Source organism: Arenibacter sp. F26102, from assembly GCF_023015865.1.
Lineage (GTDB): Bacteria > Bacteroidota > Bacteroidia > Flavobacteriales > Flavobacteriaceae > Arenibacter.
In genome coordinates this window covers 218,453-244,001 of record NZ_JALKBC010000002.1, presented here as the reverse complement: position 1 = coordinate 244,001, position 25,549 = coordinate 218,453, and the positions used below count along the sequence as shown (strand labels likewise).

Below are 25,549 nucleotides of genomic sequence, written 5' to 3'. Positions count from 1 at the left end.
TTGACACGGACCAAATAGACTGTAAAGCCCTATTGATACACCCGTACATAATCGACCTCCATACTGGAGGAAACGAAATTGGAATCTACTGCAAACCAACTGCCCCCCATGGCTACATTTAAAATTATAAACTGATCCGCCGTAAAGGGCCAAGAATCACTATTTTTTACGTTGGGATTATAGGAATACACAAATTCATTATCTATAAGGAATCGTAACGAATTCTTTGTCCATTCAACCGCATAAACATGAAACTCTGTGTCATAATCCGAAATCTTTGTAGTACCTACGGTCACTTGAGAGCATCCCCCTGAGCATGAAGGGGTATGGGTGGCACTGGAGATTTTCTCCGGTTCATGTCCCCAATGTTCCATAATATCTATTTCACCACAGGCAGGCCAACCAACCGTTTCAATATTAGACCCTAACATCCAAATGGCAGGCCATGTACCATGTCCATAGGGAAGCTTTGCCCTCACCTCTACCCTACCATAGGTAAAGGAAAACAGAGAGTTTAATCTGGCCGAAGTATATTCCTTCGTGGTACCCTGGGTTGTATATTGTTCTTTTTTTGCCACAATTTTAAGAGTCCCTTCCGAAACATAGGCGTTGTCCATTCTATTGGTATAATGTTGTAATTCCCCATTCCACCAACTTCCGTTATCTGGAGCAATAGTTTCAAATTTCCAGTGTTCCTGAGAAATGGCTCCATCCACCTCAAACTCATCGGACCAGATAAGTTTAGATTCATGTTCTGCAACAAAAACAGTTAGCGTTTTAGAACTATTAATAGAATCGCCTGTACGGGAATAGGCCAAGACCGTTATTTTATAATCGTGGGTTCCTTCTTCCTTAAAGGCATAAGTGAAAGTGCCATCCGTACTTACTTCCTCTTTTCCATCGTTAAACTTATAACCATATTTAACGGCATTTTTGGCTATAGCCGAAAACTTTACCACGCCTTTACCATCGCCATATGGATTACTGGCATCTACTCCTAAAACCTCAATGGACAGCCCAAGCTCGGTAGGTAAAGTTTTCTCCTTTTCCCCATCAGTATAGACAAAACCACTCTCCTCATTCTTACTGCCTCCACAACCGACGACAATTGCAATCAAAATAAATAATATCAATCTCATAATCCACTTTTAATAAAAAAAAGCTTTGCTATAATTAAAAACCTTGCTGACTTTGACATAGATCAGCAAGGCTTCCAAAAAACTAAATTAACCAACTCGAAAAGGTTTAAATTCCATTATGATTACAAAAAAATGCAACACAACCCTTTTCAAAAATATTAACAATAAGGATTGGATTAGACCTTTAAACCCTTATTCAAATCTATGTACTCCTATTATAACAACTATTCCGGTCTAAAAATCCAGGTCCAACCTGTACCACCACCGTTATTGTCAACATACAACACCAACTCATCCTCTGTCAAGGAAATAATAGTATAAAGACCGTTTGGATTTCCTCTGGGCTCCTCTGCACCCAAAATGTTTGCATTGTTAATTTTTAAGGTCTGATTTGCAACATCCAAAACAAAATTCCCTGATTGTGGAGTGGCATCCGGGCCTGAATAATAGGTGAAATTTGCACCTCCATCCAGATCGAACTTCATTTTACCGGCAGCATCAGCTGGAGGACAACAATCCCCCGCAGCATTCCACCAAGCAGTTGCCCAGGCACCTGGATCGTTAGGCGGGGACATATACCACCATCTGCCACCATCTGGCGAAGGTCCTCCATTGAAAACCCATGTTTTACCTGCGGAGGTACTCTCACTCACCAAATCATACCAATCTTGGTCCAAGGCACTGTCCAACTGATCGATCTGTACGTCGATGGATTTAGTAAAAAACTCGGCCCCTAAGGTTCCCGTAAAAGTAAAAGTAGCTGTTCCAGGAATAGGATATACAAACTCTACTTTATCCGAATATGCCCTACCCAAATTGTAGTCCCAGTAGCCTGTAACACCTGGAGTAGCCATATTTAGTTCTATCTTATTACCACCAGCTGAACTTTGGGTGGCAACAAGCTGTACCCCTGCCACATCGGTCGTGTTCTCTAAATAATCCCGGTCTTCAATTGGCTCACAGCCCACGGTCACCAAGAATAGAGAAGCAATAAACCATCCTAAAATTATTATTCTATTGTTTTTCATCTGTCTATATTTTTTTAGATTCAACTATTTTACCAGCCTGGGTTTTGTGTGTACACTCCTCCGGATAATCTTATCTCAGTTTCTGGAACTGGAACCAAACCTTTGGTTTCCGGACGGTAGGTAACTTTATATACGGCATCTATACCCGAATTCCTAACATTGATAGCATCGCCAAAAGCAGTATTAACATCGCCCCAACGAACCAAATCGAACCATCGTATTCCTTCAAAAGCCAATTCATGTAAACGCTCTTCCTTTAAGGCTTCCAAAGAATATCCTATTTCTCCCAGACCGGCCCTAACGCGTACCCTGTTCATTCCTGTTGCTGTACCCGAAATTTCAGAATGCATCAATAGCACATCTGCAAATCGCATCAATATATAATCTTGTGCTGCCCATAACTGCATGGGATCTCCATTGTTCATATCGTACAAAAAGTAGAACATACCTTTCACCCCGTCCACTCCGTCTGGATCAGGATGTTGTACCGTAGTGTATTTTTTATTAAAAAAGCCGGTTTCATGATCACCTTTGTCGGCTTCATACCCCCCAGTTCCTTGGTCGGCATTCCCCACCTCTATAATGGAACCAACTTTTCTTTTATCGGCATCGTTCCACTGGTTCCAAAGTTTTGGGTTTATGGTTCCCCAGCCCCAGCCTTGTCCAAAAGGGACCATGGAGTTATCACGAATTCCCATAAACAATGGCATTCTGTTATTATATTTCTGCCCTTCTCCCCAACTAGTGGTGGAGTATCTCAGAGCAAACATGGTTTCTTTATTGCCCGTGCCAAAAGTAGGAGTGTGTCCGTCCTGTCCAACCCAGGCCAATCCTTCTGTTTGTGCCCATGGTAGCACCGTTGTACCTGCACTTTGGTTTACATAGGAATAAGGCCATAAATTTCTGAAGTCTGTGGCTAATTCGTAGCCACTATTATTAATACAATCATCCAAATAAGCAAGAACACTACTTTTGGACAATGACCCTCCATCTGCCAAAGGCAAATCTGAAGTAGACTGGCCTTCAATATTACTCATATACCCAGTATAGAAAAGGTAAGCTCTTGCCATATAGGCTTCCGCCACCCATTTATTGGCATGTCCATAACTGGAAGTAGGGATGTCATTGGAATTGGTAGAGGGCATAGTTTCTATGGCCACTTTAAAATCTGATGCTATCTGGGCAAAAGTCTCGGTAAAGGAGGCCCTAGGCGCATCACGAGGGTCGTTGATAGCAAGAATCAAAGGCAGACCGCCGAAGAACTTTGCTGCTCTTAAATAATAATACCCCCTCATAAAATAGGCTTCCCCAATAGTCTGGTTTTTAAAAGCTACGGCCTCTTCGGGCGTATCAAAGAAAGAAGTAAAATCTACCTCCTCAACCTTTTCAATTATGGCATTTGCCCTAGTAACCCCATTGTAGGTTTCCACCCATAAATCGCGGTAGGTATCCTCCTCAGGATCTTCAAATTTATCTACATTTTTTGCAGATTTATCATCTGGACCGCCACCACCCAACATCATATCGGAAAGTAGATTGGCGGCAATACCCTCATCACTATGAACACCGCCTGTATACATGGCGTTATAAACACCTGACATGGCCTCATCTATATCTTTTGGACTACTGTAAAAGTTGTCTAAACTTTTTTCGTAAAGATTTTCAGTGTCCAAAAATTTCTCGCTGCAACTTGTAGTAAAAACCAAAGCCGCAATGCATATATTATATACTAGTTTTTTCATCATCTACTGTTTTTAAAATTAAAAATCAACACTAAATCCGAACATTACAGTTCTTGGTAAGGGATATAGACCTAGGTCGATACCCGAGGCCCAACCTGCATCGTGACCAAAGGAAACTTCTGGATCCATGCCTTTAAAATTTGTAAACGTATATAGGTTGTTGATTGCACCGTAAATTTTAATATCGGAAATAAATTTAATGTCCTTGATATACTCGCCCAACTTAAAACCTACCGTTAAATTATTGATCCTTAAGTAATCTGCATCCTGCATATATATATCGGAAATCCAGTTAGTATTCCTATTGGATACAGAACTTAAGCGAGGTAGTGTATTTGAAGTTCCGGCACCGTGCCAACGTCCGAATATTTCCGTGGTATAGTTTTGATCAAAATTATCAGCGAAAGAACGGTAAGATTGCATTACCTGCATACCGTATTTCCCGGAAAGGGTAACATTGGCGTAAAAACCTTTGTATTCTGCATTAAGTTGAATTCCCAATTCGAAATCCGGATTGGGGTTCCCCAACATTTTTTTATCGTTCTCATCTATAACACCATCCTGATTTTGGTCTACGAACCTTACATCTCCTGGACGCTGATCGCTAAAGTATGGGGTGCCATCCGTTGGTTTCACATAGGCATCCACCTCATCCTGTGTTTGCAAAATACCATCTGTTTCGTATCCGTAAAAGAATCCTATAGGCTTACCTACTTCTGCCCTTGACACAGAAGCGGTTCCTTGTGACAACACCGAACTAGGACCTTGAATTATTCCATCCGAATTCGCAATTTTTGTAATTTCATTCTTGTTGAAGGCTCCGCTTATAGTAGCTCCATACTTAAATTCCCCATCATAATCGTTCCATGACAACATAAGTTCGTAACCCGAGTTTTCAATATCACCTCCATTTATATAAGGTGCCCCAGCACCAGACGTACCTTGAATTGGAGCAATAACCAACCAGTCTTTCGTGGTCTTCTTGTACCAATCTGCTGTAAAGGCTAGTTTTGAGTTAAAGAGCCTGGCATCCAAACCAACGTTCAACTGTTCCGAGGTTTCCCAAGTAACATCTGGATTGGTTACCCTAGCAGGGACCGCTGTAGGTCCTGAAATAGGTTTTGTATCACCAAAATAATAACCTGGATTTAGATATGCGATATTGGAACTGTAGATAAAATTATCTATGGATTGATTTCCGTTCTGTCCCCAACTTCCCCTTAATTTGGCAAAGTCTAAAACACCATTGTCATTTCCAATAAAATCCTCATTAGTCAAAATCCATCCTGCTGACACCGATGGGAAATACCCCCATCTATTGCCTTCGGCAAAGTTGGACGAACCATCTGCCCTCATCGTAGCTGATAATAGATATTTTTCCTTGTAATCATATTGTGCCCTAGCTATATAAGATAGTAGTCCGCCACCCCCTGCAGCCCAATCCGCACCGTAAGTATTAATGGAGTTTACATCGGTCTTATCCACATTGTTCAAATAGGCATACTCTGGCAATCCAAATCTGGTATTCGCCTTGCTGCCCCCAACGGAATTGTTGATCTGATTTTTATACACCTCATTACCGATCAAGGCAGTCACCTTATGATCACCAAAAAGACGCTCATAGGAAATGGTATTCGTCCATGTTAGGTTGGCTCCCAAATACTGATTCTGGGCTGCCCCATCATTGGCATTGCTATAAAGAACCCCCAAAGCATAGGTAGGTGTCCAGGATCTTCCATGGCCAAACCATGAATCCAAGCCGTATGAAGATCTAAATTTCAGGTCTTTTACGGGCTCTATTTCCAAATACACGTTTCCGACTATCGTATTGTTCTTGTTGCCCAAATTACTGTAGTTATGTCTGTAAAACATTACTGCAAGTGGATTGGTCTGGTTATTGGATAATCCGTCCAAGGTAGGAGTAAAGCCATTGGCATCGGGCGATTTATCCCAATAGGCAGGCATCAAAGGATTTTGCACCAACGCATTGTGAAGGTCGTTCCAGTAGATATTTCCTGTTGCAACACTTCTGTTTTCGGTATTGGTATAAGTGAAATTCTCACCTACGGTAACAATACTGTGATCCTCGTTTTTGAAAAGTACAAATTCCGTGTTCATACGGGCCGTAAGTCTCTTATACCCAGCATCGGTAATATTGCCGCCGATCATCCCGGTTTGATCCAAATAAGAAACCCCAAATGCATAGGTACTATCCTCACCTCCTCCGGTAATATTCACGGAGTGACTTGAAATAGGAGCACTTTTGGTAGTCATTTCATCTATCCAATTGGTACCTTCCCAACCATTTTGAAGCATGCTCCATATTTCGGTACCCAGTTGGGTTCCCAAATTGTTGGGATAATTATTATTTAGCCAGCTATTATTTTGAAGTATGGCTTCCCAATCGTTCGGTGCCAACCCATCATTGACCCTGCCCTCATCCATAATATACATGTACTCTTGGGCATTAAGTGGCGATAAGTTCTTGTAAATATTTTGAAATCCATAATAGGTATCATACTGCACCTGCGCTTGTCTTCCTTTTCTTCCTTTATGCGTTGTTACCAGCACTACCCCATTGGCAGCCCTGGAACCATAAATTGCAGCCGAAGCAGCATCCTTCAGAACATCAATAGATTCAATATCCGATCCGTTTAAATAATCAATATTGCCAACAGCTACCCCATCCACAATATATAATGGACTGGAATTCCCTATGGTGCCTAGACCACGAATAGTAACCTTGGTACCTGCGCCTGGCTGGCCATTATTCCTAGTAACGCTTACCCCTGGTGCTATACCTTGAAGTGCCTCCATCGCTGTTGATGTGTTCAACTCGGCAATATCATCACCTTTCACGTTAATATTGGCCCCAGTGGTCAAAGCCTTCTTTTGAACTCCGTACCCCACTACAACAACTTCTTCCAATGACTCATATGATTCTTGAAGAGTTACATTTACAACTGTCTGTTGTCCAATCAAAATTGTCTGGTCAACCATTCCTATATAGGTAAAAACAAGTCGATCTTCAGGCCCTACGTTATCAATAGAATAATTCCCATCGAAATCGGTATTGGTTCCATTAACGGTACCTTTTACAACGACCGTTACTCCGGGCAACGGTAAGCCCGACTCATCGGACACCAGTCCTGTTATGGTCTTGGTCTGCGAAACTAGGTTTTGCGCGCACACCATTACCAAAGTGATAATCAAGAATTTAAACTTTAGCATCATATAAAATAGTTTAGGTTAATTAATTGAGTTTTCATTAGTATTAAATCTTATGTTTTTTCAGTGAACCAAAAGGCCTTAATTATTATCTATTTAGAGAATAAAAACGATGACAAAAACCAGCAATGCAACGATGGCTATTATCAGCAGTATCTCTATGAACTGCTTCCATTTGAATTTTGGATTGTTAATTTTCATTCCTTCAAATGTTAAATAAATATTAAATTGTGCATGCTAGATATGGTGCAACACGTAGAAGTTTTGCTGCAACTTTCATCTATAATTCCGGTATGCAACATCATTTGCATAGCGTGCATCAATTGTTATAGTATTTTTTCAGTACAATGGAGAGAAACTAATTTTAAAGGACTTCCTTAAAATGACAATTTAACCTTATGTTAAAATTAACTGGGCTTATAGAAGGCGTGTGGAGGCCCTATTATATAAAATAATAGGCTGAAGAACATGGACTGTAAATCAAAAAGTTGATGTATTGAAATGAAGAATTATAAAAATTAAAATATAGGGCAACCGTGTTTGCTTTTTGTCAAAAATTAGTTGCGTTGCCTTTTAGCATTTGACGGAAATAAAAAGGCAGCACCAGACCAGCCCCCTTGAAACATTTTGTAACAGGACAGACCAATGTTCTACCCCAACATAATGACATATATATAATTCCTAAACCAGAATCAAAGAGTAAGGCTTTAAGATTTTATTGAATCAACCTCTGTAGGCAGAATCCCAAAATGTTCTTTAAAGCATTTTGTAAAATATGAAGGAGTGGAGAACCCAACCTTGTAACAAACCTCACTTATATTCCTGTTTCCGTTTTCAATAATTTGTTTGGCCCTTTCGATCCTTATATTTCTCAATAATTCATTAGCCGTTTGGTTGGTAAGCGCCTTTATTTTTCTATAAAACTGGCTCCTGCTCAAATTTAAATGCGAAGCCAAAGCTTCAACACTTAGTTCGGGATCGTCGATATTTTTGTTGATGTAATTCAAAACTTTTTCAATAAAATCCTTATCTAAGGAGGTAGTATTTTTGTTCACTGGTACATCACTGATAACACTGAAATATTTATTGAAAATTAGTTGCCTACTGGTTATTAGTTGCGATAACCTTAGTCTTAGTAGTCTTAAATCGAAAGGTTTAACCATATAAGCATCTGCTCCCGTTTCAATCCCTTCCATTCTATCATCTATCCGCGCTTTTGCCGTAAGCATCAATAAAGGTATATGACTGGTCCTCAAATCCCCCTTAATTTTTTTACAAAATTCAAAACCATCCATCTCGGGCATAATAACATCTGTAATAATAATATCGGGAAGTGCCGACTTGGCCAATTCCAAGCCCTCCTTGCCATTTTTGGCCAAAAGTATCTTATATTGATTTTTAAGTTCATTTTTTAGGTAACTCCTAAGTTCACCATTATCTTCAACGATCAATAAGGTATAGGCCATGCTCGCTTCCTCCGGACCAACCTCCGACACCTCTTCAATTTTGGAACTAACCAAGTTGACCCGTTCCTTATGGGAATCAGGTTCTTTAACATCCGACAAGATTTCATTCGCTTTAAAGTGCCCTGTTCCTTTTGGCAAAATTATCCTAAAGGACGTTCCACTACCAACCTCGCTCTTTACTTCAATTTTCCCTTTGTGCAGGTCCACAAAACTTTGGACCACCTCCAAACCAATACCTGTTCCTCCGTAATAGGTCTTATTCAAGTTTTCCACTTGATAAAAGCGTTCAAAAATCTTCTTTGTTTCTTCTTGTTTGAGTCCTGGGCCAGTATCCGAAATAATTAGCTCTACCCCTGGTGTAGGATTTGTTTTATCTACCAATGGCAAGCCGTACATTTCATGCTTAGAGAGTAGTTGAATATTAATGGCCCCATCTTCTGGGGTAACCTTAAAGGCGTTGGAAAGCAGATTGAAAATAATTTTCTCCAACATACTCTCGTCGGCCCATATATTTAAATCCTCGGCATCCGAATCCAAGCTAAGATGTATATTTTTATCCAATGCTTCCTCCTTGAAATGGCTTATGACTTCCTGAGTTAAATCTATCAAGTTGAGTTCTTTGGCTCTAACCCCAATTTTATTTAACTCCAATTTTCTAAAGTCCAACAACTCGTTCACCAACCTATAAAGTCGATCTGTATTCTTATAAATTATACCGTGCTTTTCCCTTATCCTAGGTGGCAGGCTTAAACTATCGTCATTAAGGATATCCTTAAGTGGATTAATTATCAAGGTGAGTGGGGTTCTGAACTCGTGCGATATATTAGTGAAAAATTGAAACTTTTTTTCATCTAGATCTTTTTCCTGCAACCTTTTTTCGCGTTCTGAATGTATTATTTGCCTTTCCCTTATCCTAGACTGGGTCATTTTATTCAGCAGATAAACGCCTAATACAAATAATGCTATATAAGACAGTAAAGCCCAATTAGTTTTCCACCAGGGCGATAAAACCGTAATGTGTAAAGTTAAAGGTGAAGCGTTCCAAACGCCATCATTATTGGCTGCTTTTAATTTAAAGGTATAATTCCCAGGATCCAAGTTGGTATAGGTAGCACTTCTTTTTTTTCCAACATAATTCCATGATTCTTCATACCCCTCCAAATAATAGGCATATTCATTTTTTTCTGGACGGGTGTAGTTTATGCCCGAATACTCAATAGTAAAAACAGACTGACTATGATTCAACACAATACTGTCCGTTTCGGAAATCACCTTCTTCAATGGGGAATCTTCTTGAGTAGGCAAGACTTTTTCATTGAATAACCTAAATTCAGACAGATACAACGAAGTCTCGTTGGTGTTGGTAATTATCTGCGAAGGATTAAAGTAATTGACTCCCTGATAACTTCCAAAATAAATATTACCCCCATTATCCCTAAAAGTGGAATTGATATTGAAATCGTTGGCAAGTAGACCATCATCTGTGGTGAAATTGCTAAATTCCCTGGTCTTTACGTCCATTTTCGAAATTCCAGCATTACCGCCTACCCAAATGTTGCCATCCAAACTTTCAATAATACCACACACATTTTCTTCTTCCAAGCCTTTGCGCTTATCGTACCAAATAATAGAATCGGTTTTAGGCTGGTAGTTACATAGACCTGCTCCCTTAGTCCCTATCCAAATAGTTCGGTCACTACTTTCATAAAGTGATAAAATATAATTGGACGCGGAATTATTGGTCGACTCCTGAGACATTCTATCGACCATGGATACCACAGAAAACTTTTGGCCTTCCTGCTTCGTTATCTTATACAGTCCTTGCGTAGTACCCAACCACACATTGTCCTGAAAATCCACCAAGACCTTATATACACTGCTACTATTGACTCCTTGATCAGTAAAAGGCAAGGAATTATATTGTTTAATCTGTTTTGTATTTGGATCGAAGGAATGCAAACCGCTGTGATAAGTCCCGATCCAAACAATACCACCCTTGTCCTCATCAAAACTCATTACCGTATTGGATGTTAAACCACCCTGGGTATTATTGGTATTAAAATTAATGAACCTATTAGATCCTTTTTTCAGGAAATAGATTCCACCATCCCAACTTCCTGCCCAAATATTTTCTTTACTATCTATAAAAATGGTCTGTATATAATCACTGGTCAGACCTGAATAATCCTTGTTGCTGGCCTTGTTAATATGACTGTAATCATTATTTTTCATGTCCAGAACATCTATTCCGCCACCATCCATTCCTATCCATAGCTTATCCGAGGGGTCTTTAACAATTGAGGTAACCGAACTAATTTGCAAAGAATTTGGGTTGTTGTACAGACTTTCTATGTCTTTAAACTTATCATATAACTTATCATAAACAGCTACCCCTTTATTGTAATAACCGAGCCATATTTTTTGATCGTTATCCAAATACAAGGTCCATATAGAATTGGACAAGAGGCTTTTTTCATCTTTTTTGTTGGTTAAATAATGATTCAATACAACCCCACTATCATTTATATGAAACAACCCATCGTTTTCCGTCCCGCACATCAGCGTACCATCGGGGAGCGTCATTAAAGTAAAAAAGGGATGGGTGGAAAAAGCGTACTTCTCTATAACCGCAGGTTCGTCAACATTAGAATTCCCTATTTTCACTTTATACAAGCCATCGTAGAAAGTCCCTACCCAAATATTATTGGCATCATCAATAAGCAAGGATCTTATAGAGACCTCAATGGATTTCAACTCCCCTTTGTTCCAAATACCAAAACGTTTAAGAACCCCAGATTTATCATCCATTACATATAGGCCCATATTGGTCCCAGCATAAATTTTCCCACGGGAATCCGTCTGAATAGCCCTTACCACCAAGAGATCTGAATCATCCGCTTCGTTGACGGTTACTTTCTCCACCTCAAAATTATCGAGATTCATTTTAAACATTCCAAAGCGGAAAGAGCCTATAAGCAGATTACCATCATTATCCTCCTTTAATGCACTTATGGGCATTATAGGGCCGTCGTGCACATTGGTAGATACTACCGGAATCCTCTTAAACTGGTCCTTTTCCCGATCGTAAAGGTTTAGGCCAACTTCTGTACCCACCCATAATCTATTCCTACTGTCTAAATATGAACAATTAATCTGGCTACTGCTGATAGAAGTGGAATCATTAATAATGTGCTTGTATGAATTATAATCTATGCCATCATAGCGGTACAATCCCGACCCATTGGTCCCGATCCAAATAAAGCCATAATCGTCCTGTAAAATGGAATAAACCCCTACTTTGGAGATTCCTTCCTTTATATTGACGAAATTTAATTTTGGAACAGCTTTTTGAGACCATGAATTTGGTATAAAAAGACATAAGACGATAAAAAAAATACAGATTCTTCTTAAATCTATGGTCATTCAGTTTCTATTTAATTTGGGCGTTTGAAAATACGTTTAAAATAGGAATAATATACCAAATTCAATAAAATATCAAATAAACGTCATAGAAATTACGACAAAGAAATTTTCGTGGAATATCAACAAACCTGTTACAATTGTTTCTTACCCAGAATCTTTATTATGCACCCTACATTTTGAAGTTATAGGGATAACTTCAAAATCCACAACTTTTCTTTTGACTAAAATTAGCCTATTTTTATCAAAAATTAGCCCAATGGACATCAAAGACAAATTCTTTGCTCATATAGAGGAAGGATATACCACAAAAGGGGACTTTATTACTATGGGAGCGGCCATGCTAAATGGGGAGACCATAACCAATGCACATGTAAAAATCCCGTTAAAGACCCTTAACCGCCATGGTCTCATTGCTGGGGCAACCGGTACCGGAAAGACAAAAACATTACAGATAATAGCAGAAAATTTATCGGATAAAGGAATTCCGGTATTGCTAATGGATCTTAAAGGGGATTTAAGTGGCCTGGCACAACCCAGTCCTGGGCACCCAAAAATTGATGAACGTCACGCAAAAATTGGTCTGCCTTTTGCACCTTCGGCTTTTCCTGTAGAAATACTCTCCCTCTCCGAGCAGGATGGTGTAAAATTACGTGCCACAGTTTCAGAATTTGGACCAGTTCTCTTAAGCCGAATTTTAGATCTTTCAGTTACACAAGAGGGTATTGTAGCCGTAGTTTTTAAATATTGTGATGACAATAAGCTTCCGCTGCTAGACCTAAAAGACTTTAAAAAAGTACTACAATATGCTACCGGAGAGGGCAAAAAGGAATTCTCCGATGCCTATGGCCGTATCTCTACCAGTTCTACAGGAACTATTCTAAGAAAAATAATAGAACTGGAACAGCAAGGAGCCGAATTGTTCTTTGGTGAAAAATCTTTTGATGTAGAGGACCTTACCCGTATTGACGAAAATGGCAGGGGTTATATCAACATACTTCGCTTAACTGATATACAGGACAGACCTAAATTATTCTCAACTTTTATGTTGAGTCTATTGGCAGAAATTTACGATACCTTCCCTGAGCAAGGTGATACCGGAAGACCGGAATTGGTCCTTTTTATAGATGAGGCACACCTCATTTTCAACGAGGCGTCAAAAGCCCTTCTAAATCAAATAGAGAACATTGTAAAATTAATACGATCTAAAGGTATAGGGGTGTATTTTGTGACTCAAAACCCGACCGATGTTCCTGATGCCGTTCTATCCCAATTGGGGTTAAAGGTGCAGCATGCCTTACGGGCATTTACGGCAAAAGATAGAAAAGCCATAAAGCTTACCGCCGAAAATTACCCTATTTCAGAATATTATGACACCAAGGAAGTCTTAACCTCCCTAGGAATTGGAGAGGCCCTAATCTCCGCCCTTGATGAAAAGGGAAGACCAACACCTTTGGCAGCTACAATGCTTAGGGCTCCAATGAGCCGTATGGATATTCTTACCAATAGTGAGCTTAAAGAGGTAATTGACAGATCTAAATTGGTTGGAAAATACAACGAAACCATAGACCGGGAAAGTGCCTATGAGCTACTTAACGTAAAGATCGAACGGGCAGAAAAACTAGCAGAAGAAGAAAAATCTACCTCGAGCAGTAGATCCAAAAGATCAACGACCAGAAGAGCAAGTACTCGCCAAAATCCGGTGATAAAAGTATTGACCAGTGCTACTTTTATAAGGGGAGTTTTAGGGGTGCTAAAAAAGATGATGCGCTGATCTATTCCAGATATATATTATAAATAAACAAGAACTAATTAATAAAGTATTCCTTTCTACAACAGATGATAAGAAAATCGATTTTTACCGTGGCATTAACGTCACTACTATTTATTCAATGTAACACCAATACAGATTTTGTCATTGCCAAAGACCAAGTAGGCAAATTGCAAAAATCCAACACCATTGAAGAACTTGAAACCATATTTGCCGCTGATTCCATAGTTAGGGATACCACTATGACCAGAATTGGGGCAGCTGTAAAAAAAATCAATATCTATGAAAAAGGAGGCAAACAATTGCTGACCCTTACTCCGAATACAGATAGTATTCCAAAAATTGGGATCATACGTATTTATGACCCTAGGTATGTTACCGAAAAAGGAGTTGGACTCAACAGTACATTTAAGGATATTGAAGAAAAGCACACCATTAAAAAAATAACTTCAGCCCTTAATAATATAGTTATATTCCTAAAAGACTCCGACGCCTATTTTACTATTGCAAAAACAGAACTTCCGAGCAATTTACAATATGGAGCCAGCGCCAATATTGAAGCTGTTCAGATTCCTGATAATGCCAAAATAAAATACATGATGGTGGGCTGGGACTAGCTAAAACTATCTTGTGCAAAAATTATTATACCATATTCTAGCACTATCTTATGGTGCCTACTTTAATTCCATAGCCCTATTCTCTGAAAAGGAAGTGGGCCAAAAGGCCTTTAAACTTTTTAGTACCCCAAGAAAAGGTAGGGTTTTACCGGAACAGGAGGAATATCTACAAAAGTTCCTAGGCGAAAGGATATTGGCAAACAGTACTAGCCTACAGACCTATCAATGGCCCGGGACACAGGAAACCGTCCTGTTGTTACACGGATGGGAAAGCAATGCCTTTAGGTGGAGGAATCTCATTGAAAAATTACAGCAAAGGGAATTTAATATCATTGCCTTCGATGCTCCAGGCCATGGATATTCCGAAGGGAAAAACTTGAATGTTGTCACCTATGCCGAAAGTGCCCGCCATCTTATAGACATGTACCAACCCAAATATATAATTGGGCATTCTATGGGCGGGCTTGCCACACTCCACCATCAATATCAAAATCCAAATACTTCCATCGAAAAAATAGTGACCCTCGGGGCCCCAGCAGAACTGTCCGAATTAATGGCCCATTACCAGAATCTGCTTAAATTCAACAATAAGGTTCTAAAGGGTTTAGACCAACATCTTTACGAGCATCACAATTTTCGAATTAACGATATTTCCACGCCCAAGTTTGCAAAATCTATCACCCAAAAAGGATTGATCATACATGATGAATGGGATTCCATAACTCCCTTTAGCGCTTCGGAACGGCTGCACAAAAACTGGAAAAACAGCAGACTGATAAAAACCCAGGGGCTTGGCCATTCCTTACAACAAGAAGACCTCAACTTACAGATAGTAGATTTTTTAAAGACTTAAAATTTTGGGCCATTTCCAGGTCAAGGGATGTTTACTTCTTTAATATTGCTTATTTTTAGGCAATGGGACTTAGGTCCGTCTCTGAAAACGAAATACTTTGATCTATGTCAGAAATAACACCCTTTCATATTGCCATACCGGTACATAATCTAGTAGAATGCCGTGCCTTTTACAGGGAGATATTAAATTGCGAAGAAGGAAGAAGCAGTGACCATTGGGTAGATTTTAATCTATTTGGCCACCAATTGGTAATACATTACAAACCAAAAGCCAAAGACGAAGAATTACACGTTAATCCAGTAGATGGCAAAAATGTACCCGTACCACATTACGGAGTAGTACTACCGTGGGATACCTTTAAATCCTTTTCTGAGGAACTTATTGGCAAAGGGGTCAACTTTGTTATAGAGCCCTATATCCGATTTAAGGGAGAGATTGGTGAACAGGCCACCATGTTCTTTTTGGATCCGGCCGGAAATGCACTGGAATTCAAAGCCTTTAAAGATATGGGACAGTTATTTGCCAAATAACCATCCCACAGTCCATAACATTTTATTCCGTTATTTATCGAACAAAGAGAAGCTTATAAAGCTATAGATTTTTCATAAACTTCATATTATGCGCCATACTCTCAAATGGCGTACTAGCGTACTCCTCTTGCTCTATAAAAATATATTTTAATCCAGACTCCTTTTTATACTCCAGCATTTGGGCAATATTCAACCCTCCTTTTCCAAACTCGGTGCTTTCCTTTTTTACCATATCCATATCCTTTAAATGCCATAAAGGAAATCTTCCCTTATAGCGTTTAAAATAGTCCAAGGGATCTTTTCCTGCCACGACTACCCATCCCAGATCAAGTTCCATATGTACAAGGTCCGGTTGTGTATTGTTCAATAAAATATCGTAGAATACCTCCCCATTTTCGGATTCAAATTCATATTCGTGGTTGTGGTATCCAAATTTTATATTTCTAGCCTTACATTCTTCCCCGGCCTTATTAAAGGCCTCTGCAACCGACTTGTAATTATCCGCGGTTTGCCCCTCAGTGGGCATGGAAGAACAAATTAAATATTCCTGACCTGATTCAGCGGCTTGATCCATGGTGTTTTGCCAATGTTCGTCCAAGGCAACGTGACCACTCCTAAGGGTCATGCCAAAATCGCTGCAAACATCTTTCATTTCTTTGGGCTTTAGACCGTAATAAAGTCCTTTTGGGCTTCTAGCCGATTCAATTTGCTTAATTCCCAGTCCCGCTATTTTCTTTAAAGTTCCAACAGCATCTTCGGTCATTTCTTTGCGAAAGGTGTACAACTGAACCCCTAAATTCTTTTTCGGATTCTTATAAGGCAAAGTAAACGATGGCAACAATACCACCCCCGCTGCCAACATTCCCGACTGAACTAAAAAATCTTTTCTGGTTGTCATATATTTATTCTTTTATTACTGCGACCATGAAGTGGGCTTCCTATCCCATCTGTGGCCTTTCAATTCCTGATATAACTCTTTGGACAAGCCTTTACCATCACTCAATGCCGTATTCATTAGAACATTTTTTTCCTTGCGCATTCCAGGGATAATGGTACTTACCGTTTTGTTCATTGTAATAAAGCGCAAAGCCATTTCTGCCATGGTCATTCCTTCCGGAACCAATGGCCTCAGCAGGTCTGCCCTTTCTGCACTCGCAATTAAATTCTCGGGAACAAAATACGTCCCCCTCCAATCCCCTTCAGGGAAAGTAGTCTCCTTGGTAATATTACCGGTCAAGGTACCTTCATCAAAAGGAACCCTTGCAATAACAGCGATATTTAACTCTTCACATAAGGGAAAAAGAATGTCCTCGGGAGCTTGGTCAAAAATATTGTAAATCACCTGCACTGCATCGAACATTCCGGTCTTAAGAGCCATAATCCCATTTTCTGGCTCCCAACGGTTTACACTGATACCCATGGCAACAACCTTTCCGGACGTTTTTAAATCTTCCACCGCTCTTTGCCATTCCTCTCGATCGGACCAACTGTCGTCCCAAGTATGGAATTGCATCAAATCTATTTGGTCCGCCCCTAAATTCTTAAGGGTCTTTTCCGTATACTCTAGAATATGGGAAGTAGGATAGGATTCCTCCAAACTATATTCCGGTTTTGCCGGCCATTTAAAATTTTTCGCTGGAATCTTGCTGGCAGTAAAAAGCTTTTTATCGGGATACCTGCGCAATAGATCACCCAATAATTTTTCACTGTGTCCATGCCCGTAAGCCCATGCAGTATCAAAAAAATTAACACCGTTTTCCACGGCCAGATCTAACGATTTGGCAGACAATAAATCGTCGGACTCTGTCCATCCGCCCATGCCCCACATTCCATATCCTATTTCACTTACCTCCCAATGGGTCTTACCAAATTTTCTAAAAATCATATTTCTTCTTTACTTTCTTGCTCCCAGAAATCCTGGATACTAGTTAAGGTGAGTTCGATCTAAAATTAAACGCAAACAACTAAATACCAATTGATTAAAGCTAATGTTTCTGTCTCCTCGAGCGCAGTCGAGAGGTTATTGACAATTACAGCTTTAAAATGAGGTCTCGACTGCGCCTGCCTGGCGGCAAGGCAGGCTGGACCGGACAACATTACACTAAACAACTCATTAACAATTAAAAATCAATTGAATTCACGTTATTTATTGCTCAATACTGATGGAAGGCATCGGAGACAAACTCCAAAACCACGGGAAGGGACTCCCTCCAGTAGGTCCAACTATGGCGACCTTCCCTTACCCTATATTCATGCGGTACATCTTTCTTTTTCATTGCAATGTGCACCAAACTATTCCCTTCATAAAGAAAATCGTCATCACCACAATCTATAAACCATCTAACAGATTTCATGTCCTCTACCGATGAAGTTTGAATCAAGGACAGTGCGTTGTGTTTTTCGTGATATGTGCTAACAACGCTATCTTCATAATTCTCGTTATTACTTTTTAGCCGTTGTTTAAAATCGTCCAAACTTAGAGCACCGATATAGGCACTCAACGGACAAGCAGACGAAAACAATTCAGGATGGCGCAAGGCATACATGAACGAACCACCGCCTCCCATTGAAAGACCGGCAATTGCCCTAAAGCGCTTCTCCCCCTTAATGCGATACTTCTTCTCGACATATGGCATTAATTCCTCAAAAAAGAAATCTTCATAACGCCAATCCCTTTTAATGGAATTGAAATACCCCCTAGTTCCGGTATTGGCATCCGGCATAATAATGATCATAGGAGTAGCTTTTCCCTCTCTAATAGCGTTGTCGGTAATACGCAACACCTCTCCAAATTGCACCCAACCCGTTTGATCATCACCAGCACCATGTAGTAAATAAAGCACTGGGTAGCTCCTATTGGAAGTTTCGTAGTCCGGCGGTAAATACACAGCAAATTTCCTATCACTTTTGAGAATTTCACTCTTCATGGTAAGTGCGTCGAATACTTTTCCACTCTGTCCTGCAATTGGCAATGCACAAATGAGTGCCCATAGCAATAGTACGTTCTTTTTCATTTTATTATGGTTTTCTTAAATCCTATAGGAATAAATCGAGGTGGTATTGAAAGCATCCTATTTATTGAAGCCCTGGAATTTCGACCATTTCGTTCACGTCCATATCATAATCCACTCCGTCTACCATAAACCCAAACAAATTGAAGAAATCTTTTTCATAACCTTTAAGATCCCCGATCTTCGGTAAGGATTCTGTAGTAGCCACCTTCCAAAGTTCAGCTACCTTGGCCTGTACATCTTCTCTCATTTCCCAATCATCTATACGTATTCTCCCTTGATCATCTGTGGGCATATTAGCTGCATACAAACGATCTTGGAACAAGCGTTGAATCTGCTCAATACATCCTTCATGTATTCCCTCCTCCTTCATTACTTTGTACAATAGGGAGATATATAATGGAATAACCGGAATGGCAGAACTAGCTTGGGTAACCAATGCCTTGTTCACGGATACATAAGCATTGCCATTTAATGGTTTTAAACTGTCGGTTATGGCAAAAGCAGTAGATTCCAAATGATCCTTGGCACGACCAATGGTTCCTTTTCTATACACAGCTTCGGTAAGTGATGGCCCTATATAAGAGTAGGCTATGGTTGTAAATCCTTCAGAAAGCAATCCTTCCTTTTTTAAGGCATCGATCCACATTTTCCAATCTTCACCTCCCATAACCGCTACCGTATTCTCTATATCCTCCCCTTGAGCAGGTTCAATGGACACCTCCGATACAACTCCTGTATGAAAGTCGACCGTTTTATTTTGAAATTTGCCACCGATTGGTTTTAAAACCGATTTATATTTTACTCCAGTATCTGGATGTGTCCTTACCGGAGAAGCCAAACTATAGATAACCATATCTATTTGACCTAAATCAGCTTTGATCAGATCTAGGGTTTGTTTTTTAATTTCATTGGAAAAGGCGTCCCCGTTAATGCTTTTTGCGTAAAGACCTGCCTTATTTGCCTCTTTTTCAAAGGCTGCACTATTGTACCATCCTGGTGAAGCCGGACGTCCTTCTGAAGGTGGTTTTTCAAAAAATACTCCTATGGTAGAGGCCCCGGAACCAAAGGCACTTGTAATCCTTGAGGCCAATCCAAAACCTGTTGAGGCCCCTATTACTAAAACTTTTTTTGCTCCATCTATGGTCCCTTTGGACTTAACATATTCAATTTGATCTATAACATTTTGTTCGCACCCTTTAGGATGTGAAGTCAGGCAAATAAATCCGCGTGTTCTAGGCTCTATTATCATTTCTTAATTTATTTTTTGCACTCCCCCGAGGTAGGATGTATCATGGTGCATATTATTTATAATTTTCCCAATAACCGAAGATATATAAAAGATTCAAAAGACAAAGTTGTAGTGGCCGAAATTGCATCTTTTAATGTGGATTTTATTATAATTAGCCCTATTCTATGGCAATTGCTCCAGCAGAAATCGCTTAACATTCTCGCCCATAATGGCTCTGATCTCATTTTCCGAAAACCCTTGGTTCATTAATTCCTGAACCAAAAAAGGCAGGCCGGTTACATCTATTGGCGTGGTTGCCGCACCGTCAAAATCGGAACCTAGCGCCACATGGTCAACACCCACCAAATCCCGTACATATTTCATAGCCTCCGCAATATGTTTAATTTCCCCTTTTATGGCTCCCTTAAAAAACCCTATACCTATTAGCCCCCCTGAGGCAGCTATTCTCTTTATATGGTGATCCGATATATTTCTGGGACTATCCTTGGTTCCCTTTACACCTGTATGGGACACCAAAACAGGTCTTATAGTTAGATCCAAAATATCATCGATCATTTTTTGCGACACATGTGCCACATCGATTATTATTCCCAATTGATCCATCTTATTAATTACCTCCCTGCCAAAATCGGTAAGCCCCTCCCCTGACATGCCGTGGGCAGAACCACCAAGTTCATTGTCAAAAAAGTGGGTAGGAGCCATCATCCTGACCCCTTCGTAGTAAAGATTTTGTAGATTATCCAATTCCCCTTCCAGGCAATGCGCTCCTTCAACACCCAAAAAACCGCCAATAACCATAGGATCTACTTTCTTTAAATCTATCAAATGTTTCAAATCTTGGGCCGATTTTACCAATATAAACTTACCGTCGTACTTTTTTGGATAGTCATGTAATGCTCTTGCCTGATAAACAGCTCGCTTGTAAAGACTAAACCATTTGTCCGGCAACCGACCCTGCACAAAATTCAACATTGTAATTTTATCGAACGCATCTGCGCTATTTTGGTTGAAATTCTGTCCTTTAGGAGATTTGGTAACTATGGTAAATGCCTGTAAACTCATTTTAGCGTCCTGCATTCTCGGAAAATCCAAATGGGCATAATCCAGTCGTTTGGTCAGGTCACGATTCCACAGAAGGGCATCACAGTGCAGATCGGCAATAAAATTAAGAGAATTGTACAGTTTCTTTGCTTCGGTCCCGAGTTCTCTTGGGCCGTTGTATTCCACAAGGTTCATCTGCCCGTCCAAAATAGGAGAAACGACAAGGGTTGTTAAGAAATAAAGGAATAGCACAATGGCCAAAGTGTATCTAAGGATTTTTTTCATGCAATTTTGCCACTTTAATAACCCAAAAATTAATCAATTAAAAATTAAAAACAACTATAAACCCCATCGATTTATAAATCGATGGGGTTTATAGGAATTATTCATGTCATTCCTGTCCCAATGAATCATTAAATACCATAAAACAAATTTGAAATTAAAACGTTATAAAACAAATTGAATTTGGATATATCCACTAAACTCTGAACTCATGAAAAAAATAAGCTACTTAGCAACATTCCTCTTTTGCATCATTGCCTTAAACAGTTGTACCAATGATGAAGATGACGAAAAAATTGATGTGCTTACACCAACGGAGGAAACACAGACCTCTGTAACAATTCTTGAACCGATGGAATAGGGCATAAAAAAGGTCGATTTGGAGATTATCATGCTCTAAATCGACCTTTTCTTTTCGTTTTCCTTACTTTATTATCTGATTATTAGATTTGATCCCTACATAGTTAAGGATAGGATTATTTAAAGGTTATAGTAAAGGTAACTCCCTTATTAACTTCACTTTCTATGGCAATAGTACCCCCTAGGCTAGTAATATGATTATAGACTAGATAGAGTCCAACCCCTTTACTATCCCCATTATGATGAAACTTTTGATTTAACCCAAAAATTTTATCCCCAAACTTTTCCATGTCAAAACCAAGACCATTATCCGTATAAATCAGCTGTTTCCTACCCTCTTCAACCCGTGATGTTATAGAAATCACCGGAGCAACATCCGGTCTGGCGTATTTTATGGAATTGGTCAATAGATTTAGGAAAATACTTTCCATAAAATTTATGTTGTACTGGACACCTTTTAAAGCAGAAAAATCGACATTAAAGGTAACATTGGCATTATTCAATAAGGAACTGATGGATAATTTAACCTGTTTGAGGGCCAACTTAAAATCTACCTCCTCTAGATCTAACTTCGCGGTATCTTTCTTGCTCAACAGATCCACATACTTGTTAAGGGATTTGTTGAGTCCCTCCGTAGCCATTTTCATGTAATCCAAGGTTTCCAAAACATCGGTATCGTCAATTTTACTAAAATCCAGAAATCCAAATATGGATAATAGATTGTTTACCGGCGACCTTAAATCGTGCGAAGTGGTATAATTAAGTTGTTTTAATTCTTGGTTTTTATTTACAAGTTTTACAAGATGGTCTATGCGCTCTTTCTCCAATTTCTTTTTGTGGGTAATATTTTTGGCAATGGCATATATTAAATTTTCATCCTCCAATGGAATCGAAGTCCAATGCAACCATATTATCTCTCCAGATTTGCAGACATATCTATTTTCATAATTGACTAGAGGAACATTATTCGTCAAATTATCCCTATATCTGGCCGTTAGATCCCTGTCCTCCTCATAAATAAACTCTCTGATTTTTCTAGAAAATAACTCCTCCTCCGAATAACCAAGAAGCTGGATCAAGGCTGGATTCACTTTTTTAAAATAACCATCAAATCCAGCTATACATAGCAGATCCATGGAAAGATTAAAAAACGGTTCAAGGCTAAGGTTTTTAGAATTCTGCATATGGGATTCTAGCATTATGGAAATATACGGTTTTTAATTAAAAAAAAACATTCAATTACTTTAGTTAGTCCCACCATTCCACTTCATCCGGACGAGTAAATATTCAAACCTTTATCTTAAGAAATATTTCAAGTACATTACTAAAACAAAAAAAAACCGCAAATTAAAGGTTTTGCGGTCTTCCAGTATTATTTTAGGCTTCTATGCCTTTCCCTTGCCAATAAAGTGTTTTTTAACAACATCGCAATTGTCATTGGCCCCACACCTCCAGGAACCGGAGTAATAAAGGAGGCCTTCTTGCTTACGTTCTCAAAATCTACATCACCAGTGATATAATATCCTCTTTCTTTGGTGTCATCCGGGACACGCGTAATACCCACATCGATGATTACTGCATCGTCCTTAACCATTTCGGCCTTTAAAAAGTTGGGCACTCCCAACGCAGAAATAACAATGTCTGCCTGTGAAATTATTTGTGTAATGTTCTTGGTATGGCTATGCGTCAAGGTTACCGTGGAGTTTCCCGGCCAGCCTTTTCTTCCCATAAGTATACTCATAGGCCTACCCACAATATGGCTTCGGCCAATAACGACGGTATGTTTCCCCTTGGTCTCAACCTTATATCTTTCCAAAAGTTCCAGAATTCCAAAAGGAGTTGCCGGAATAAAAGTACTCATATCCAAGGCCATCTTTCCAAAATTGGTTGGATGAAATCCGTCCACATCCTTATCCGGATCTACTGCCAACAAAACGCGCTGGGTATTGATCTGCTCCGGCAAAGGCAACTGAACTATAAATCCGTCTATATCCTCATTCTGGTTAAGTTCTTCGATTTTGCTCAACAACTCCTGTTCGGAGGTTGTGCTGGGCAGCTGCACCAAAGTAGATTCGAACCCCACTTTCTCACAGGACCTTACCTTACTGCCAACATAGGTAAGACTGGCACCATCGTTCCCTACTATTACCGCTGCCAAATGTGGTACCTTTTCACCACGCTCCCTCATTTTAGCTACTTCGGCAGCTATTTCCTCCTTAATTTGATTCGATACTTTTTTACCGTCTAGTAATTCCATTTTTTAGTATTCAGTTCCCAGTGGCAGTTAGCAGTCCATACACACCAAACTTGCCCGGGTTGTTAATCATGTATTGTAATAATCTTCCTATTTCCAAATATTCAAGCCTTTCAATCTTTGCCATTTGGACATCTCTTTTACACCGGGAACCTAGACCCTTGCCCAATATTACTTCATCCCCTTCATGGCACCCATCATTTGCATCATTTTTTTGCCCCCACCGCCTTGCATCATTTTCATCATCTTGCTCATTTGATCAAATTGCTTCAACAATTGATTTATCTCCTGAATGCTGGTACCGCTACCTTTGGCTATTCGCTTTTTACGACTCGCATTTAATTTCGCAGGCGTAGAACGCTCGTCCGGGGTCATGGAATGTATAATGGCCTCTATGTGTTTAAAGGCATCATCATCTATATCCAATCCCTTTAACGCCTTTCCTGCACCTGGGATCATTCCCATAAGATCTTTAAGACTACCCATCTTTTTTATCTGCTGGATCTGGCTTAAAAAATCATCGAAACCAAATTTGTTCTTGGCTATTTTCTTTTGAATTTTTCTAGCTTCCTCTTCGTCAAACTGCTCTTGGGCCCTTTCCACCAAAGACACAACATCACCCATTCCGAGGATTCTCTCGGCCATACGGGAAGGATAGAAGACATCTATGGCATCCATCTTTTCTCCGGTACCAATAAACTTAATGGGTTTATTAACAACCGATTTAATGGAAATTGCGGCTCCACCACGGGTATCCCCATCCAATTTTGTTAGTATAACACCATCAAAATTAAGTACATCGTTAAACGCTTTGGCCGTATTAACCGCATCCTGACCAGTCATGGAGTCGACCACAAATAGAGTTTCCTGAGGTTGTATGGCTTTATGAATGTTGGCAATTTCATTCATCATTTGCTCATCCACCGCCAAACGACCCGCTGTATCTATAATAACCACATTAAAACCATTGGCCATTGCATGGGCAATACCTGCCTTGGATATGGCTACTGGATCATTGTTGCCCCTATCGGAAAAAACTTCTACTCCAATCTGCTCACCAACCACATGAAGTTGATCAATAGCCGCTGGTCTATAAACATCACAGGCTACCAACAACGGTTTCTTATTCTTTTTGGTAAGAAGATAATTGGCCAATTTCCCGGAAAAGGTCGTTTTACCCGAACCTTGTAAACCGGACATTAGGATTACTGAAGGTGTTCCTGACAGATCGATGCCCTCTGCATCACCGCCCATAAGTTCTGTAAGCTCATCCTTTACCAACTTCACCATTAACTGGCCAGGTTGTAGGGAGGTCAATACATCTTGTCCCAACGCCTTTTCCTTGACCTTGTTGGTAAATTCCTTGGCTATCTTAAAGTTGACATCCGCATCCAAAAGTGCCCTACGCACTTCCTTTAAGGTTTCCGCAACATTAATCTCCGTAATTTGTCCATGCCCTTTTAGAACATGTAACGCCTTATCTAACTTTTCACTTAAATTGTCGAACATAGTCTTACTGAATTATCAAGAAAGGGCAAATTTAAGAATAACTGCC

The 25,549-nt window shown here is 39.7% G+C and carries 18 protein-coding genes; 5 read left to right on the top strand and 13 right to left on the bottom strand.

From position 1 onward, the window contains the following. Positions 1-29: 29 nt before the first annotated feature. The 5 genes from MWU78_RS03555 to MWU78_RS03535 form a co-directional block, all read right to left on the bottom strand. Entirely contained in the window at positions 30-1,139 is a 1,110-nt protein-coding gene (locus MWU78_RS03555) for a glycoside hydrolase family 16 protein (RefSeq protein WP_246995039.1), read from the bottom strand. A gap of 224 nt (positions 1,140-1,363) precedes the next feature. Continuing rightward, positions 1,364-2,167 (bottom strand): hypothetical protein, encoded by an 804-nt coding sequence (locus tag MWU78_RS03550; RefSeq protein ID WP_246995037.1) that lies wholly within the window; start codon positions 2,165-2,167, stop codon positions 1,364-1,366. A gap of 29 nt (positions 2,168-2,196) precedes the next feature. Beyond that, on the bottom strand, positions 2,197-3,912 hold the full coding sequence (locus MWU78_RS03545) for a RagB/SusD family nutrient uptake outer membrane protein (protein WP_246995035.1): 1,716 nt from the start codon (positions 3,910-3,912) through the stop codon (positions 2,197-2,199). 15 nt (positions 3,913-3,927) lie between these two features. Then, positions 3,928-7,143, bottom strand: a complete 3,216-nt coding sequence (locus MWU78_RS03540) for a TonB-dependent receptor (RefSeq protein ID WP_246995033.1) — start codon at positions 7,141-7,143, stop codon at positions 3,928-3,930. Between the two features lie 701 nt (positions 7,144-7,844). After that, a complete protein-coding gene (locus tag MWU78_RS03535; protein WP_246995031.1) occupies positions 7,845-12,026 on the bottom strand; it encodes a hybrid sensor histidine kinase/response regulator transcription factor in 4,182 nt (1,393 codons plus the stop codon). A 256-nt stretch (positions 12,027-12,282) separates the two neighbouring features. Here MWU78_RS03535 and MWU78_RS03530 point away from each other — a divergent pair, with 256 nt between their 5' ends. The 4 genes from MWU78_RS03530 to MWU78_RS03515 all read left to right on the top strand — a co-directional run bounded on the left by MWU78_RS03530 (position 12,283) and on the right by MWU78_RS03515 (position 15,794). Further along, positions 12,283-13,797 carry a helicase HerA-like domain-containing protein gene (locus tag MWU78_RS03530; protein ID WP_246995029.1) on the top strand — a complete coding sequence of 505 codons (1,515 nt, stop codon included), beginning with the start codon at positions 12,283-12,285 and terminating at the stop codon, positions 13,795-13,797. A gap of 65 nt (positions 13,798-13,862) precedes the next feature. Next, entirely contained in the window at positions 13,863-14,411 is a 549-nt protein-coding gene (locus MWU78_RS03525; RefSeq protein WP_246995027.1) for a hypothetical protein, read from the top strand. 13 nt (positions 14,412-14,424) lie between these two features. Further along, positions 14,425-15,264 (top strand): alpha/beta hydrolase, encoded by an 840-nt coding sequence (locus tag MWU78_RS03520; protein WP_246995025.1) that lies wholly within the window; start codon positions 14,425-14,427, stop codon positions 15,262-15,264. Between the two features lie 104 nt (positions 15,265-15,368). Beyond that, positions 15,369-15,794: a VOC family protein gene (locus MWU78_RS03515; RefSeq protein WP_246995023.1), complete on the top strand. Its 426-nt coding sequence runs from the start codon at positions 15,369-15,371 to the stop codon at positions 15,792-15,794. 61 nt (positions 15,795-15,855) lie between these two features. On the opposite strand, the gene MWU78_RS03510 is transcribed toward MWU78_RS03515, so the two are convergent. The 5 genes from MWU78_RS03510 to MWU78_RS03490 all read right to left on the bottom strand — a co-directional run bounded on the left by MWU78_RS03510 (position 15,856) and on the right by MWU78_RS03490 (position 21,383). Continuing rightward, positions 15,856-16,692 carry a sugar phosphate isomerase/epimerase gene (locus MWU78_RS03510; protein ID WP_246995020.1) on the bottom strand — a complete coding sequence of 279 codons (837 nt, stop codon included), beginning with the start codon at positions 16,690-16,692 and terminating at the stop codon, positions 15,856-15,858. A 15-nt stretch (positions 16,693-16,707) separates the two neighbouring features. Continuing rightward, positions 16,708-17,679, bottom strand: coding sequence for an aldo/keto reductase (locus MWU78_RS03505; RefSeq protein ID WP_246995018.1), 972 nt, complete (start codon positions 17,677-17,679; stop codon positions 16,708-16,710). A gap of 268 nt (positions 17,680-17,947) precedes the next feature. Further along, the gene (locus MWU78_RS03500; protein WP_246995016.1) at positions 17,948-18,808 is read right to left on the bottom strand and encodes an alpha/beta hydrolase-fold protein; all 861 of its coding nucleotides are present in this window, start codon (positions 18,806-18,808) and stop codon (positions 17,948-17,950) included. A gap of 61 nt (positions 18,809-18,869) precedes the next feature. Beyond that, complete coding sequence (gene fabV / locus MWU78_RS03495) at positions 18,870-20,057, bottom strand: enoyl-ACP reductase FabV (protein ID WP_246995014.1); 1,188 nt, start codon at positions 20,055-20,057, stop codon at positions 18,870-18,872. Between the two features lie 162 nt (positions 20,058-20,219). Next, positions 20,220-21,383 carry a dipeptidase gene (locus MWU78_RS03490; protein ID WP_246995011.1) on the bottom strand — a complete coding sequence of 388 codons (1,164 nt, stop codon included), beginning with the start codon at positions 21,381-21,383 and terminating at the stop codon, positions 20,220-20,222. Between the two features lie 208 nt (positions 21,384-21,591). Here MWU78_RS03490 and MWU78_RS03485 point away from each other — a divergent pair, with 208 nt between their 5' ends. Further along, on the top strand, positions 21,592-21,741 hold the full coding sequence (locus MWU78_RS03485; RefSeq protein ID WP_246995010.1) for a hypothetical protein: 150 nt from the start codon (positions 21,592-21,594) through the stop codon (positions 21,739-21,741). Between the two features lie 115 nt (positions 21,742-21,856). Here the strand turns inward: MWU78_RS03485 and MWU78_RS03480 are convergent, their stop codons facing one another. From MWU78_RS03480 to ffh, 3 genes are all read right to left on the bottom strand, one after another. Beyond that, complete coding sequence (locus tag MWU78_RS03480; RefSeq protein WP_246995008.1) at positions 21,857-22,924, bottom strand: PAS domain-containing sensor histidine kinase; 1,068 nt, start codon at positions 22,922-22,924, stop codon at positions 21,857-21,859. 188 nt (positions 22,925-23,112) lie between these two features. After that, positions 23,113-23,997, bottom strand: a complete 885-nt coding sequence (locus MWU78_RS03475; protein ID WP_246995006.1) for a bifunctional 5,10-methylenetetrahydrofolate dehydrogenase/5,10-methenyltetrahydrofolate cyclohydrolase — start codon at positions 23,995-23,997, stop codon at positions 23,113-23,115. A gap of 168 nt (positions 23,998-24,165) precedes the next feature. Continuing rightward, a complete protein-coding gene (gene ffh, locus MWU78_RS03470) occupies positions 24,166-25,503 on the bottom strand; it encodes a signal recognition particle protein (protein WP_246995004.1) in 1,338 nt (445 codons plus the stop codon). Positions 25,504-25,549 lie beyond the last annotated feature (46 nt).

Excerpts from the sequence above, each read along its gene's own strand:
- MWU78_RS03535 (WP_246995031.1), bottom strand. The coding sequence starts at position 12,026 with ATGACCATAGATTTAAGAAGAATCTGTATTTTTTTTATCGTCTTATGT.
- ffh (WP_246995004.1), bottom strand. The coding sequence starts at position 25,503 with ATGTTCGACAATTTAAGTGAAAAGTTAGATAAGGCGTTACATGTTCTA.
- MWU78_RS03515 (WP_246995023.1), top strand. The coding sequence starts at position 15,369 with ATGTCAGAAATAACACCCTTTCATATTGCCATACCGGTACATAATCTA.
- fabV (WP_246995014.1), bottom strand. The coding sequence starts at position 20,057 with ATGATAATAGAGCCTAGAACACGCGGATTTATTTGCCTGACTTCACAT.
- MWU78_RS03490 (WP_246995011.1), bottom strand. The coding sequence starts at position 21,383 with ATGAAAAAAATCCTTAGATACACTTTGGCCATTGTGCTATTCCTTTAT.
- MWU78_RS03500 (WP_246995016.1), bottom strand. The coding sequence starts at position 18,808 with ATGAAAAAGAACGTACTATTGCTATGGGCACTCATTTGTGCATTGCCA.
- MWU78_RS03540 (WP_246995033.1), bottom strand. The coding sequence starts at position 7,143 with ATGATGCTAAAGTTTAAATTCTTGATTATCACTTTGGTAATGGTGTGC.
- MWU78_RS03525 (WP_246995027.1), top strand. The coding sequence starts at position 13,863 with ATGATAAGAAAATCGATTTTTACCGTGGCATTAACGTCACTACTATTT.
- MWU78_RS03555 (WP_246995039.1), bottom strand. The coding sequence starts at position 1,139 with ATGAGATTGATATTATTTATTTTGATTGCAATTGTCGTCGGTTGTGGA.
- MWU78_RS03550 (WP_246995037.1), bottom strand. The coding sequence starts at position 2,167 with ATGAAAAACAATAGAATAATAATTTTAGGATGGTTTATTGCTTCTCTA.
- MWU78_RS03475 (WP_246995006.1), bottom strand. The coding sequence starts at position 23,997 with ATGGAATTACTAGACGGTAAAAAAGTATCGAATCAAATTAAGGAGGAA.
- MWU78_RS03510 (WP_246995020.1), bottom strand. The coding sequence starts at position 16,692 with ATGACAACCAGAAAAGATTTTTTAGTTCAGTCGGGAATGTTGGCAGCG.
- MWU78_RS03485 (WP_246995010.1), top strand. The coding sequence starts at position 21,592 with ATGAAAAAAATAAGCTACTTAGCAACATTCCTCTTTTGCATCATTGCC.
- MWU78_RS03530 (WP_246995029.1), top strand. The coding sequence starts at position 12,283 with ATGGACATCAAAGACAAATTCTTTGCTCATATAGAGGAAGGATATACC.
- MWU78_RS03505 (WP_246995018.1), bottom strand. The coding sequence starts at position 17,679 with ATGATTTTTAGAAAATTTGGTAAGACCCATTGGGAGGTAAGTGAAATA.
- MWU78_RS03545 (WP_246995035.1), bottom strand. The coding sequence starts at position 3,912 with ATGATGAAAAAACTAGTATATAATATATGCATTGCGGCTTTGGTTTTT.
- MWU78_RS03480 (WP_246995008.1), bottom strand. The coding sequence starts at position 22,924 with ATGCAGAATTCTAAAAACCTTAGCCTTGAACCGTTTTTTAATCTTTCC.